The 13,220-nt window shown below is 45.7% G+C and carries 12 protein-coding genes; 5 read left to right on the top strand and 7 right to left on the bottom strand.

The annotated features are described in order from the left end of the window. Nucleotides 1–15: 15 nt before the first annotated feature. Complete coding sequence (locus ACO0KW_RS03850; RefSeq protein WP_423050817.1) at nt 16–1,056, bottom strand: MerR family transcriptional regulator; 1,041 nt, start codon at nt 1,054–1,056, stop codon at nt 16–18. Nucleotides 1,057–1,293: 237 nt separating this feature from the next. On the opposite strand from ACO0KW_RS03850, the gene ACO0KW_RS03845 reads away from it, so the two are divergent. The 5 genes from ACO0KW_RS03845 (at nt 1,294) to ACO0KW_RS03825 (ending at nt 5,122) form a co-directional block, all read left to right on the top strand. Next, nucleotides 1,294–1,686 carry a thiol-disulfide oxidoreductase DCC family protein gene (locus tag ACO0KW_RS03845; protein WP_423050815.1) on the top strand — a complete coding sequence of 131 codons (393 nt, stop codon included), beginning with the start codon at nt 1,294–1,296 and terminating at the stop codon, nt 1,684–1,686. A 96-nt stretch (nt 1,687–1,782) separates the two neighbouring features. Then, nucleotides 1,783–2,091, top strand: a complete 309-nt coding sequence (locus ACO0KW_RS03840; protein WP_423050812.1) for a high-potential iron-sulfur protein — start codon at nt 1,783–1,785, stop codon at nt 2,089–2,091. A 6-nt stretch (nt 2,092–2,097) separates the two neighbouring features. Further along, nucleotides 2,098–2,355, top strand: a complete 258-nt coding sequence (locus tag ACO0KW_RS03835) for a TIGR03643 family protein (protein WP_423050810.1) — start codon at nt 2,098–2,100, stop codon at nt 2,353–2,355. A gap of 519 nt (nt 2,356–2,874) precedes the next feature. Further along, nucleotides 2,875–3,354, top strand: a complete 480-nt coding sequence (locus ACO0KW_RS03830; protein WP_423050808.1) for a cache domain-containing protein — start codon at nt 2,875–2,877, stop codon at nt 3,352–3,354. A 154-nt stretch (nt 3,355–3,508) separates the two neighbouring features. Next, entirely contained in the window at nt 3,509–5,122 is a 1,614-nt protein-coding gene (locus ACO0KW_RS03825) for a methyl-accepting chemotaxis protein (protein ID WP_423050806.1), read from the top strand. Nucleotides 5,123–5,341: 219 nt separating this feature from the next. Here the strand turns inward: ACO0KW_RS03825 and ACO0KW_RS03820 are convergent, their stop codons facing one another. From ACO0KW_RS03820 to grpE, 6 genes are all read right to left on the bottom strand, one after another. Further along, nucleotides 5,342–6,934: an FAD-binding domain-containing protein gene (locus ACO0KW_RS03820; RefSeq protein ID WP_423050804.1), complete on the bottom strand. Its 1,593-nt coding sequence runs from the start codon at nt 6,932–6,934 to the stop codon at nt 5,342–5,344. Between the two features lie 106 nt (nt 6,935–7,040). Further along, nucleotides 7,041–8,156 carry an acyltransferase family protein gene (locus tag ACO0KW_RS03815; protein WP_423050802.1) on the bottom strand — a complete coding sequence of 372 codons (1,116 nt, stop codon included), beginning with the start codon at nt 8,154–8,156 and terminating at the stop codon, nt 7,041–7,043. Nucleotides 8,157–8,386: 230 nt separating this feature from the next. Continuing rightward, a complete protein-coding gene (can, locus tag ACO0KW_RS03810; protein WP_423050800.1) occupies nt 8,387–9,055 on the bottom strand; it encodes a carbonate dehydratase in 669 nt (222 codons plus the stop codon). Between the two features lie 155 nt (nt 9,056–9,210). Then, nucleotides 9,211–10,329 (bottom strand): molecular chaperone DnaJ, encoded by a 1,119-nt coding sequence (gene dnaJ / locus ACO0KW_RS03805; protein ID WP_423050798.1) that lies wholly within the window; start codon nt 10,327–10,329, stop codon nt 9,211–9,213. A gap of 134 nt (nt 10,330–10,463) precedes the next feature. Further along, a complete protein-coding gene (gene dnaK / locus ACO0KW_RS03800) occupies nt 10,464–12,401 on the bottom strand; it encodes a molecular chaperone DnaK (protein ID WP_423050796.1) in 1,938 nt (645 codons plus the stop codon). Nucleotides 12,402–12,595: 194 nt separating this feature from the next. After that, nucleotides 12,596–13,174: a nucleotide exchange factor GrpE gene (gene grpE / locus ACO0KW_RS03795; RefSeq protein ID WP_423050794.1), complete on the bottom strand. Its 579-nt coding sequence runs from the start codon at nt 13,172–13,174 to the stop codon at nt 12,596–12,598. Nucleotides 13,175–13,220 lie beyond the last annotated feature (46 nt).

The raw sequence follows: 13,220 nt of genomic DNA, 5'->3' as shown, positions 1-13,220 counted from the left end.
AGAGAAAATGCCATCTCAATATTGTATGCCTTCAGCCTGAGCGACTCGCACCAAGGCTTGCTCTAAGGCCGAACGCGCGTGTGCCGCGGTATAGTGCAAGTCGCGATGCAAACTCGCATCATCTTCATTCCGATTTTCGCATTGCGCGCTATAGCGCTCGAAACTGGTGAGCATCTGTAATAAGTCAACCAAGTGTCTTGGACATTCACAGTGGATGCTGGTCGCAAACTTGGCTATGTGCATCAGATTATCATCATCAAGCAAGCGTGCAGGAATCGCATTTGGACGTTTAATGCGAGAAGTATCGGATTTCGTCACGCTCTTTTTAGCTCGCCCTATGCGACCTTGCTGTTCGACTAGCGTCAATGCACGTGCCAAAGCCACCCGGCACAAATGGTCAATCTCCAGCATGTCGGCAGGAATACGCGCGACATGAAACCCTGCGAGTCGCATTTGACGAATCGCATCGCTCGATGCGAAGCGATATAAAATCAAAACAGCCGTTGCTTGACAAGCCTTTTGCGCGGTGTTCAAAAGTGGAATCTGTTCTTCGGGTGCAGTAAGTTCGCCTTGTTCAACAACCAGCACATCGACCTTCACGTCCTTTAGCTGCAACTCTGCTTGTTTCAAATTGAAGGCAGTTTGAACTAGGCTCAGCTTACTTTGTTCCGGATTGAGATTAATCAGAGACTGACGCAACATGACACCGACTAAAGCAATACGCAAGAGTCCATTGCTCACTTGGACTTGTGATTGGGTCGCTGGCAAATTCGCAACCGCGCTCAACATCCCCAGTAGTTGTTGCAAGTCCAAGTGCGCAACTGCGCCGATCGAATTACCCGCATCGACGAGTTGTTTAATCAGGCCAAGTCGCCGGACATCTTCAAACGAGTATTGGCGTTGACCACGTTCTGAGCGCGTCGGATCGGTCACACCATAGCGTCGTTCCCACACACGTAGGGTTTCTACCGGTACGCCAGACAAACGAGCAGCCGCGCCACTACGGTAGGTGGAGTTGGCATCATTTGCAGAGGACTTTTGCGATTCATTGTTCATAGTGACTCACTTTAGGTGCAGGTTAAAACAGCGAAACGGAGAGAAGATTCGGCACGACTTTGATGAATCATCAAAAGAACCGACATTGAACCGAATAAATCAATAATAACACAAGTTTTTACGGTTCACTTGTTGGACAATTATTTCACTTTGGTCTAAGCTAAAGGCATTGAATACATTTTGTGTTCACATTGATTAACACTTGTTAGTCCTAATAGAAAACCAAGGTAATTCTGTATGAGCAAAGAAATAACCAACTTACATGCCAATACCGCGAAGGTATGCACTATTTATTTCGACGGTGCCTGCCCTTTATGCGCGAAAGAAATTGCCACCTATCAGAATTGGCAAGGCGCAGAACGAATTGAATGGATTGATGCCAGTCGCTGTGCAGACATAGCTTTGGGAACACAGCTTGAGCGAACGCAAGCACTAGCCAAATTGCACGCTCGTGATGAAAATGGAATGCTAGTATCCGGAGCCGCAGCATTCGTCATGATGTGGCGGCAACTACCTGCACTAAAATGGATCACACCTTTTTTGGGCCAAGCATGGATGATTCGTGCATTAGATTATCTGTACGAAGGCTTCTTAAAAATTCGCCCACTATGGCGTAAGCCGGTCCAGTAAAGAAAATTCACAAACTGATCGACAAAGTCTGCACTTTACACACAACACCGCATCAACAAAGCACTTTTATCACTCCACAAACTAGAGGAAATCATCATGAATTCACGTCGCCAGTTCCTAATTCACACTATTCCAGCTGCCTTGAGTCTGGGAGTTGCTCTCAAAGCCAGCGCCCAAGCAAACCACATAGACGAAAATGCGCCAGCTGCAACGGCACTAGGTTACAAGCATGACGCAAGCAAAGTCGACACCAAGAAATATCCAGCATACGCTGCCGGCAAAAACTGCAGCAACTGCATGCTTTTCCAAGGCAAGCCGGCAGACGCATGGGCGAACTGTGCCGCATTGGGTGGCAAGCAAGTGAATGGCAAAGGCTGGTGCATGGCGTGGGCGAAAAAAGCCTAAACGACGATGCAGCAAATCGATCAAGCTATCGTCGATAGAATCATACAAATGGCGTGGGAAGACCGAACCTCTTTCGACGCCATTCAACGTCAATTCGGCTTAGATGAAAGCGCCGTGATCCGGCTGATGCGCAGCGCCATGAAAGCATCCAGCTTCAGAATGTGGCGGGCAAGAGTGTCTGGTCGCAAAACCAAACATCAGGCGTTGCGTGGTGCTGAGGTCATGCGGTTTAAGTCTAGTGATCAGAAGAATCGTGATTTTTAGACCCGCATCTTGGTAGGCACCAATACAAAGATATACTGAAACTATTCGTCCAGCTCTACGCTAACACTTGCACCTGAAATCATCTGCACAAAGGGTTCAGATACGCATATCGAACCTTATTCGCTTAAAATAAATATAGATTTCAAATCATCTACTCGGCATCCTAACGCTAGTAATGTCGACAACTGCCGACTTTAAATTTGCCTGTTGTGTTTTTTGCTCGGCCCCAACAAACCGTCATGAATCAATAAAAACACCGGCTCAGGCGGTACAACTTGATGTTGGTCAATAAAACACGGTAATTAAGTATTTTTCTAAATTCTGTGTCCTGTCATTCACAGACGATGGCTTTCCCAAAAGCAATCTCCTATACTAGCCTCAGGGTTCTTGCATTTTGAGGATGACCTAGAAGTAATTCTAGGTACACCTTCATCCATCAACCTAGCCTCGTAGTTTTAGAAGCAACGGACAATTTTTTTGTTGGTTGTTAAGTTTGCCCATTTACTTTGGAGACAAGTCATGAGTACTAAAAATATCAATCAATATTTAAAATTGCTGTTAAGTATGTGCGCCATGTTTTACGTTTCGCTGGGTCTTGCGTTCGCGAGTGAAAAAGGCACTGCACCTGAAGCAGAGGCAATGGTGAAGAAAGCCGTCGCCTATATCAAATCAAATGGTGCAGAAAAGTCTTACGAGGAATTCACCCATGGAAAATTATTTAAAGACCGTGATTTATACATCATCGTCTACGACTTGAACGGCAAAAACTTAGCGCAAGGCGCAAATCCTAAATTAGTCGGCAAAGACTTGATCGGATTAAAAGATCCGGATGGCAAACCACTGATTCAAATGTTTGTGGATCTTGCGAAAAGCAAAGGTAAAGGATGGGTAGAAGGCTATAAATTTCTTAATCCTGTAACTCAAAAAATCGAATCCAAGGCGATGTATCTTGAACGCGTTGGCGATACTTTGGTAGGTTGTGGCATTTATAAAAACTAGGCAACAACCATCCAGGAAATGAATCTTTGGTCGTTGACATCAACGACCATTCTAAAGCTTCGATTCCAGCGTCATATGACAAGCTAGGTGCAAATGCGCACTATTTCGCAGCCCACTAGCTTTGATCACTAAAACTCAAATTCAAGAGTGAAACATGAAACTACGAAATTTCAGTATTGGGCTCAGACTAGGCTTGGGATTCGGCATCACTTTATTAGCCGCCACTGGAATGTTAGCCGCCGCTTTGTATAGCCTACGCGAAAGCCGTACAGCATTGATTGATAGTTTGCAACGGGCCAACCAGCAACAAGACCTTGCCGTCGAAATGCGCGACAACCTGCTAAGTAGCGCTGTTTCGGTACGCAATATGGGGTTGCAGACAGATACAACGGCATTGCAGAAAGATGAAGCAGAGTCCAAGCGCTATCGCAACCAGTATCTCACCGCAAAAACAAAACTAGAATCATTAGGATTAAATAGCAAAGAAAAAGAATTGTTCGCGCGGCTCGCAGAAATTGACAAGCAGATGGATGCCTATTTCAAAGAGGCAGTTGATCTCGCAGCTCAATTTAACACCGAACAATCAGCTGCAGTCATCACAAAAAAGATTGATCCTATTTCAGTCAAAGCGTCGGCTGAATTGGCAGCTTTCATTGGGATGCAAAAACAAAGACGTGTGGAAGTCATTGAGCAAACCAATACCAGCAATCGTTCTACGGTTTTGGCGATCAGCGTAGCTGGTCTCTTCATGTTAGTCGTTGCAGCATATTTAGCATGGCGCATGACGGTCAGTATCACACAACCACTTGGATCGGCTTTAGAGGCAACTGCACGTGTTGCGAGCGGTGATTTAGTTTCGGACATCGATGTCGACGGTAGCGACGAAGCCGCACAATTACTTAGCGGCATGCGCGACATGCGAGATGGCTTGTCAAAAATGGTGGGTGAAGTGCGAGAATGTGCAGAAAGCATATCTACAGGCTCCAGTGAAATTGCAGCGGGCAATTCAAATTTATCGCAGCGAACTGAAACCCAAGCGAGTAATTTGGAAGAAACCGCTGCGTCCATGGAAGAATTGAATTCGACGGTCAAAACAAATGCAGAAACTGCGCGTGAAGCAAATAAATTGGCAAGTGCAGCGAGTGATGCCGCGGTGAACGGTGGTGTCGTTGTCGGCCAAGTGGTCGCCACGATGCAAGAGATTACTGGTGCATCGAAGAAAATTGCAGACATTATCGGCGTGATTGATGGGATTGCCTTTCAGACCAACATCTTGGCCTTAAATGCCGCCGTAGAGGCTGCACGAGCAGGCGAACAGGGCCGTGGATTTGCTGTGGTTGCCAGCGAAGTACGCAGCCTTGCCGGACGCTCTGCCGAAGCTGCAAAAGAGATTAAGAACCTAATTGGCGCCAGCGTAGAGAAGATAGAAGCAGGTAGCCGTTTAGTTGGAAGTGCTGGCAATGCGATGGAAGATATTGTGACACGCGTCAAACAAGTAGCAGGTTTAATTGGCGAAATTAGCGCAACTGCCCATGAACAAACAATCGGCATTGAACAAATCAATCAAGCGATTACCGAGTTAGATGATGTCACGCAACAAAATGCGGCCTTAGTAGAAGAAGCAGCGGCTGCTGCCGAGAGTTTAAATCAACAGGCGGCCCGAATGGTCGAAGTGGTCAGTGTCTTTAAACTCGCATCGGGTACGGTGATTCAGCGTGCAACAGCGTTGCGACCAATGACAAATGTAAATACGCGCCAGTTAACATAACAATGAATGAACCCACCAAGGCGAAATACGTTGCAGTAAAACTGCTAAATGAAAATTCACTTGGTGGAAAACCGATTTGGGTAAAGAGAATTAAATTCAGCACAATTCAAATTTAACGTAGAAGCTTAAAAAATCTTAGCCATCTCTTGTATGAGCTTGTACACCGAAGGTTCTCAAACAGCATATCGAATCTTTCGATGATGCAGGTATGCATCTACCCTAAAAATCGAAACCCAACTGCGATGCTGCTCCTCTCTCAGAACTGGAATTAGAGTCGCCCCTTTCCTCGGTCGCCCCGCGTTTTGCGTGCTTCGTTTTACGTACCGTTCTTGAAGCATGCTTTTTTACGATAGCCGATTTACCCGCCCTAACCTCTGACTGGCCTCGTACCGCAAATAATTTGGCCTTGGCTTCACGTGTCGCATTCTCAAGATCGACCACAGGAATCGGTATATCGCGCCCCAACTTAACACCACATGCGACCTGTACATCCGCCGGCATCGTCCAAGGCTCAAACAAAAACAGATCTGGTACCTTACGCATCGCAGGCAACCAACGTCGCACGAATACGCCTTTCGGATCATGATCATGCGCTTGCTTGATTGGATTATAGACACGTGGCACGTTGATGCCCGTCGTGCCAGATTGCATCTGCATCTGGCTCCAGTGAATGCCGGGTTCATAGTCTAAAAACTGAGTTGCCAACCACGCGCCTACTTGACGCCAATCTAGCCATAGCGGATACGATGCGACAGACACCAACATCGCGCGCATACGAAAATTAATCCAGCCCGTTTCGCGCAACATCGCGATACAAGCGTCGACCATAGGCCAGCCAGTACGCCCTTGCGTGAATGCCTGAAAATGCGCCTCGTTAAAATCGTTTTCGCGCAAACCATCGTAGCCACGATGCATGTTTTGATATTCAATTTCAGGCTCAGATTCCAGCTTTTGGATGAAGTGACAATGCCAGTACAAACGACTGACGAAGGCATTTAAACCTTGCTTCATCCGCGTGGCCGATGGGTGTCTTGAAAATAGAGGATCATCATGCAGTTGTTCCATGCGCTGTGCAGTGGCATGGACGATTTCGCGCAAACTCAGACAACCGAAAGTCAGATAGGGCGAGAGCCTAGAGCAAGCATCCGGCGCGGACAAGGGCGAAGAAATTCCACCGCGATAATAGGTGCTACGCTCATGTAAGAATGACGATAAAACTGCTAGGCCCGCTTGTCTCCCGCCGCGTTGTCTGCGCGGTGGATCGGGTTGATTCAGGTGAAGTCGATTTGCCGAGGGTGGCACGGTATCTTGCCAGGGTAGATCTACAAATTGCATCTGCGCTGGGATGGGTAAACAAATTTGTTCAACATGCGTATCCCAACCCGCCTTCCAATGATCGCGATCAGCCAAGCGGCGCACTACGCCGAACTGTCGAAACTCCTGCCAATTAACTTGATGCGCGCGACACCAGCGCCCTACAGCCAAGTCGCGTTGATAAGTCCATGAATTTCCGGTTTCTTCATGCGCGCATAAATTTTGAAAAGGCGCTTGATCATGCAAAGCCGTGAGCACTTCAATGATATCGCCAGTCACTACATGCAAACGACCACCATGTTGTTTCAAAGCGATGTACAGATCACGCAAGCTTTCTAAGATAAATTCAAAGTGCTGACGTGCCGCATCAGCTTGTGCCCACAAACCAGGCTCAACCACATACAAACATAAAAACGGTCCACGTGATGCAGCCTCATACAAAGCAGCATGATCGTGCAAACGTAAATCGCGTTTAAACCAGACAACGCTATAAGACATACAGAAACACTAGAAATGACTAAGAGCTCTAGTATTCCAGATCGCTACGAACAGTTTGCCAAGTAATTCGGGTCAGGGCGAAAGCCCAACTGGGACAAATTCACCTTTATTTGTAAGGAAAATAGCGATCACGTAATCGCATGAAGGGTGTTTCCACAAGGCGATACAGAACATACGTCGCCAGCAAACTTAGCACAAACATGCTACTTATGCCTATCCAAGATTTGACGGATATGCCCCAAGCTTCAAAAGGACGGATCAAAGCATTCATGAGCGGTTTATGCACCAAATACAGCGCGTATGACCACAAGGCCAAAACTGAAGCACCGGGAATACGCCAACGATATAAACGCGAATTGGGACTAAGTCCTGCCAAAGTCAGTAAAGCAAATCCGCCAGCCAATAAACTATAGCCAAACGTCGTGGTGAACCATAAAAAGCCTTGTCCTTCCACATAGCTATAGAAGGTGAATAAATACATGGCGACACCGGTCAGGACGGCGCCACCCAATAAACTCAAGTGCCCATATTTAAGCGAACGCGTCCAGATTTGTGGATGAAAATTTTTCAGTAAAGCGAGCGCTACGCCAGGCAATAATTCATCAAAACGACACCAAGTTGAATAGTAAATATGTACGTAATACTGCGTATAGTCGTCACCGACTTTCTGCCACATCAGATAACGCATGCATGCAGCAGCGCTCATTGCACCGACCAAAACCAACCACATTGCCCGCGCCGATTTCAAATAAGTAATAGTCGCGATGGCAATTAAGGGCAAAGCGACATAAAACTGTTCTTCAATACTGAGCGACCATGCATGTGAAAACGCCGAACCCGGCTTTAGGTCAAAGTTCTGTGTGAATGTTAAAAATTTCCAAAGTGGGGTCACAGCTTTACCTCCCGCCTCGATTGGAAATAGGAAATAAATGGCGAGTACTACATAAAAATTCGGCAGTGTGCGTAGTGCGCGGCGAATATAGAAAGTCTTGAGCGAAAATCCGTATTCACTTTTTAAACCAGAAAAGATCTGATTACCAATCAGATAACCGCTTAAAACAAAAAACAGATCGACACCAACCCAACCGATTTCACTGAGAAACCCGAAACTAGGTTCGTGACTTACGAAGACCATATAGTGATACATCAATACCAGTAAGATAGCGCAGGCACGCAGCGTATCAAGACCATTGAGGCGAGAATTGTTTACTGATAATTTCATCGAGAACAGTGGAAATGGAATGTAAATTAATAGCGACAATCGCCATCAAGAAAAGCTCGCTATTGTCTACGATCAGCGGATATTTTGTCTCGGCATTTTAAAAATATTTTTACCCTCGAATCACCAGGTGTCGACAATGCTCATCAATTATTGATCCAACAAAAAAGCGAAGCCCCTTAATACGGATGCTTCGCTTTTTTGTTTGTCGCATTCCCTACTAAATCGAGAATTTATTCAGCGTAACGCGCCAAGCTACGTTCCAGATGTGGCGCCAACATTTGCGGGGACTTGATAGACATACCGAGTTCATTTAATAAACCGTCTTGAATGCCATATACCCAGCCATGCACTTCTACAGACTGTCCACGCTCCCACGCGTCTTGAATGATCGTGGTTTGGCATACGTTGACCACTTGTTCAATCACATTCAATTCGCATAAGCGATTAACGCGATCTTTTTCTGGCAACACTTCACCCAAATATTTTTCATGTTTCTGATGCACGTCCTGCACATGGCGTAACCAATTGTCAGCTAGCCCTACACGACGACCAGTCAAAGCCGCTTGCACGCCACCACAACCATAATGTCCACACACGATGACGTGTTTTACTTTCAACACATCCACCGCGAACTGCAACACAGATAGGCAATTTAGATCAGAATGCACGACCAAATTAGCAATATTGCGATGTACAAACAATTCACCTGGCAATAGCCCCAATAATTCATTCGCGGGAACACGACTGTCGGCACAACCTATCCATAGGTATTCAGGGCTTTGCTGTTCCGCCAATTTATTGAAAAAATTGGCGTCCCGGCTCAGTATCTCCGCAGCCCAATCGCGATTATTTTCAAATAGTTGATCTGGTGTAACGCTTCCGCGTATGACTTCTCTCATATTGCTCTTTCCCTATTTTGACCGACGACATTCTACCTTTTTTAGAGTATCTCATCGAATTTGACCTTACAAAATCAATGCCTTGAAATTGCCGCCCAAAAAAAAGCGCGGATAAAATTCATCTGCGCTTTTCTTTTCATCATCAGAAATTTTCTTTATTCAAAGAATTTTTTCACTTTATCCATCCAAGATTTACTTTGCGGACTATGTTTAGAACCACCTTCTGTCGTCAGTTGTTCAAAACTACGCAATAAATCTTTCTGCTTCTCAGTCAATTTTACCGGTGTCTCTATCACCACGTGACAGAACAAATCACCCGCATAACCAGAGCGCACGCCCTTTACGCCTTTGCTGCGTAAACGGAAGGTCTTACCCGATTGCGTACCTTCTGGAATCGTAAACGTTGCCTTACCACTCAAAGTAGGCACTTCGATATCACCACCCAAAGCAGCTTTTACAAAGGAAATTGGAATTTCACAATGCAAATCATCGCCTTCACGCTGAAATACGGCGTGTTGTTTGATGTGAATTTCTACATACAAATCGCCAGGTGGACCACCATTGATGCCAGGCTCGCCATTACCAGAAGAACGAATACGCATACCGTTATCAATACCGGCAGGGATCTTCACTTCCAAAGTCTTATTGCGTTTGATACGACCCGTACCATTACATGGATTACATGGGTCAGGAATCATCTTGCCTGTGCCGTGGCACTTAGGGCAAGTTTGTTGAATGCTAAAGAGACCTTGTTGCATACGTACCTGACCATGCCCACCGCAAGTGGTACAAGTGACAGGAGACGTTCCTGGTTTCGCACCGGAACCATGACAAGTGTCGCACTCATCGTAACTAGGTACACGGATCGTTGTATCAAAACCATTCGCAGCTTGCTCAAGAGTGATCTCAAGGTTATAGCGCAAATCTGCACCGCGATACACTTGTGGACCAGCACTGCGACCACGACCACCGCCGAAGATATCACCAAAAATATCACCGAAAGCATCCGCAAAACCTGCGCCACCACCGCCGCCGCCACCCATATTCGGGTCGACACCAGCATGTCCATAGCGATCATAAGCTTCGCGCTTTTGTGCATCGGAAAGCATTTCGTAGGCTTCTTTTGCCTCTTTAAATTTTTCTTCCGCAGTCTTGCTATCCGGATTACGATCCGGATGATATTTCATCGCCATCTTGCGATAAGCTTTTTTGATTTCATCTTCCGAGGCGTTTTTCGCAACACCCAGAATTTCGTAAAAATCACGCTTCGCCATCTCGATTACACCTTGTTTTTATAGAGTCACATTACGCGAAAACGCCGAGTAGAGCATCGCGGCAAAGCACGATCACACTACCCGGCGAGATACCGACATTGAGTCAAACAAATTCAATGTCGGACAAGTTTCAATTACTTGTTATCTTTCACTTCTTTAAAGTCAGCATCTACCACGTCATCGTCTTGTGGTTTCGCATCTGCACCTGGTGCGGCACCTGCAGCACCACCGGCAGCGGCTTGTTGTGCTTGCATGTCTGCATACACTTTTTCACCTAACTTTTGAGACGCTGTCGACAAATTGCCGAGTTTAGTATCGATTTCTGCTTTATCGCCAGATTTCAATACGTCTTCCAACTCTTTGATCGCTGCTTCAATCTTCTCTTTTTCGCCAGCATCTAACTTATCGCCGTGCTCTGCCAATGCTTTCTTTGTTGAATGAACTAAGGCATCACCTTGATTGCGGGACTCAGCCAACTCTTTGACTTTTTTGTCTTCTTCCGCATTCAATTCAGCATCTTTCACCATTTTTTGAATTTCATCTTCAGTCAAACCTGAGTTTGCTTTAATGGTGATTTTATTCTCTTTACCAGTCGCTTTGTCCTTTGCACCTACATGCAAAATACCGTTGGCATCGATATCGAAAGTAACTTCAATTTGTGGCGTGCCACGTGCTGATGGTGGAATACCTTCCAGATTGAATTCGCCCAAACCTTTGTTACGTGCAGCGATTTCGCGTTCACCTTGGTAAACCTTGATCGTTACCGCTGGTTGATTGTCATCCGCAGTAGAGAATACTTGGCTGAACTTGGTTGGAATCGTGGTGTTCTTTTGAATCATCTTCGTCATCACGCCACCCAAAGTCTCGATACCCAAAGACAAAGGCGTTACGTCCAACAACAAGACGTCTTTACGATCGCCAGACAAGACAGAACCTTGAATCGCAGCACCAACTGCAACCGCTTCGTCTGGGTTTACGTCTTTACGAGGTTCTTTGCCGAAGAATTCTTTGACCAATTCTTGAACCTTAGGCATACGAGTCATACCACCAACCAAGATGATGTCATCGATGTCAGAAGTTTTCACGCCCGCATCTTTGATCGCCATGCGGCAAGGGTCCATCGTCTTTTGGATCAGTTCTTCAACCAAAGCTTCTAACTTAGCGCGTGTGATTTTCAAATTCAAATGCACCGGTGCGCCATTTGCCATCGCAATGTACGGCTCGTTGATTTCTGTTTGCTGTGAGCTAGACAATTCAATCTTAGCGCGTTCTGCAGACGCTTTAATACGTTGCAAAGCGATAGGATCTTTAGACAAATCCAAACCGTTGATCTTTTTGAATTCGTCGATGATGTAATCGATGATACGTTGATCGAAATCTTCACCACCTAAGAAGGTATCGCCGTTCGTGGACAATACTTCGAATTGCATTTCGCCATCTACGTCCGCGATTTCGATAATGGATACGTCGAAAGTACCACCACCCAAATCATAGACCGCAATCTTACGATCGCCTTTTTCTTTTTTGTCCAGACCAAACGCCAATGCCGCAGCCGTTGGTTCATTGATGATACGCTTAACGTCCAATCCAGCGATACGTCCGGCGTCTTTCGTTGCTTGACGTTGTGCATCATTGAAGTAAGCAGGAACAGTAATGACTGCTTCTGTCACTTCTTCACCGAGGTAATCCTCAGCAGTTTTTTTCATTTTGCGCAAAACTTCTGCGGAGATTTGTGGCGGCGCCAATTTCTTGTCACGCACAGACACCCATGCATCGCCATTGTCTGCCTTAGAAATGGTGTAAGGCATCAGACCGATGTCTTTTTGCACTTCTTTTTCATCGAACTTACGACCGATCAAACGCTTAACAGCATACAAAGTGTTCTTTGGATTTGTTACCGCTTGGCGCTTCGCAGATGCACCAACCAGAATTTCGCCATCCTCTTGGTAAGCAATGATCGATGGCGTCGTACGCGCGCCTTCGACGTTCTCGATTACTTTTGGCTGGCCATTTTCCATGACTGCAACGCAAGAGTTGGTTGTACCCAAATCAATACCGATCATTTTTCCCATGATATTTCCCTATCTTTAAAAATTATATTTTTGAACTTGGTGAGCACTCAGTAAGAAATCAATGCATTACTGGGCTCGTCTGTTTCTGATGTATGGCAAAAAACCTGTTTTTCAAGTCGCTTTTTACTATTTACTAGGTTTTTATGCGTTTTATCTAGCTTTTCAACTGTTTTATCTACTGTTTTACTAAGTTTTTACTTTGCTTGTGCAACAGTAACTAAGGCTGGACGCAATAAACGATCTGCAATCATGTAACCTTTTTGCAAAACAGTAACGATCGTATTTGCTTCTTGTTCTGCTGGCACCATAGAAACAGCCTGGTGTTTGCTCGGATCTAGCTTGTCGCCCTGTTGTGGATTAATCTCTAGCAGGCGATTTTTCTCAAAAGCAGAATTCAATTGCTTTAGCGTCATTTCTACGCCTTCTTTAATTGCTTCCACTGTTTGCGTTTCTATCTTTAAGCCCATTTCCAGACTATCTTTGACAGGCACTAAAGACTCAGCAAAGCTTTCAATCGCAAATTTGTGCGCCTTTGAAATATCTTCTTGAGCGCGACGACGAATGTTTTCACCTTCGGCTTTTGCGCGCATGAACGCATCTTGCAATTCCAGCACTTTCGCTTCTAACTGCGCTAAAGTATCTGCAGAAACACCCGGTTCGATCACCGATTCGGGTTCAACCTGATTTTCAGCAACAGCTGCTTGCAGCGCTTCGGCATCGATAGTTGTTGCTATTGTTTCAGTATTTTCTACTGGTTTATCTTGCTCTTGCATTAACAATCTCCATAAAAATCAACCATTGCCCATGTAAATGAGGTGG

This window comes from Undibacterium sp. Ji22W (genome assembly GCF_049340305.1).
Classification (GTDB): Bacteria; Pseudomonadota; Gammaproteobacteria; order Burkholderiales; family Burkholderiaceae_D; genus Undibacterium.
Note: the sequence above shows the minus strand (reverse complement) of the source record. Positions and strands in the feature narration are given on the sequence as shown.

Bases quoted from the DNA above. Each gene is read 5' to 3' on its own strand.
- can (WP_423050800.1), bottom strand. From the start codon at position 9,055: ATGAGAGAAGTCATACGCGGAAGCGTTACACCAGATCAACTATTTGAA.
- ACO0KW_RS03820 (WP_423050804.1), bottom strand. From the start codon at position 6,934: ATGTCTTATAGCGTTGTCTGGTTTAAACGCGATTTACGTTTGCACGAT.
- ACO0KW_RS03835 (WP_423050810.1), top strand. From the start codon at position 2,098: ATGCAGCAAATCGATCAAGCTATCGTCGATAGAATCATACAAATGGCG.
- ACO0KW_RS03825 (WP_423050806.1), top strand. From the start codon at position 3,509: ATGAAACTACGAAATTTCAGTATTGGGCTCAGACTAGGCTTGGGATTC.
- ACO0KW_RS03815 (WP_423050802.1), bottom strand. From the start codon at position 8,156: ATGAAATTATCAGTAAACAATTCTCGCCTCAATGGTCTTGATACGCTG.
- ACO0KW_RS03850 (WP_423050817.1), bottom strand. From the start codon at position 1,056: ATGAACAATGAATCGCAAAAGTCCTCTGCAAATGATGCCAACTCCACC.
- ACO0KW_RS03830 (WP_423050808.1), top strand. From the start codon at position 2,875: ATGAGTACTAAAAATATCAATCAATATTTAAAATTGCTGTTAAGTATG.
- ACO0KW_RS03845 (WP_423050815.1), top strand. From the start codon at position 1,294: ATGAGCAAAGAAATAACCAACTTACATGCCAATACCGCGAAGGTATGC.
- dnaJ (WP_423050798.1), bottom strand. From the start codon at position 10,329: ATGGCGAAGCGTGATTTTTACGAAATTCTGGGTGTTGCGAAAAACGCC.
- grpE (WP_423050794.1), bottom strand. From the start codon at position 13,174: ATGCAAGAGCAAGATAAACCAGTAGAAAATACTGAAACAATAGCAACA.
- ACO0KW_RS03840 (WP_423050812.1), top strand. From the start codon at position 1,783: ATGAATTCACGTCGCCAGTTCCTAATTCACACTATTCCAGCTGCCTTG.
- dnaK (WP_423050796.1), bottom strand. From the start codon at position 12,401: ATGGGAAAAATGATCGGTATTGATTTGGGTACAACCAACTCTTGCGTT.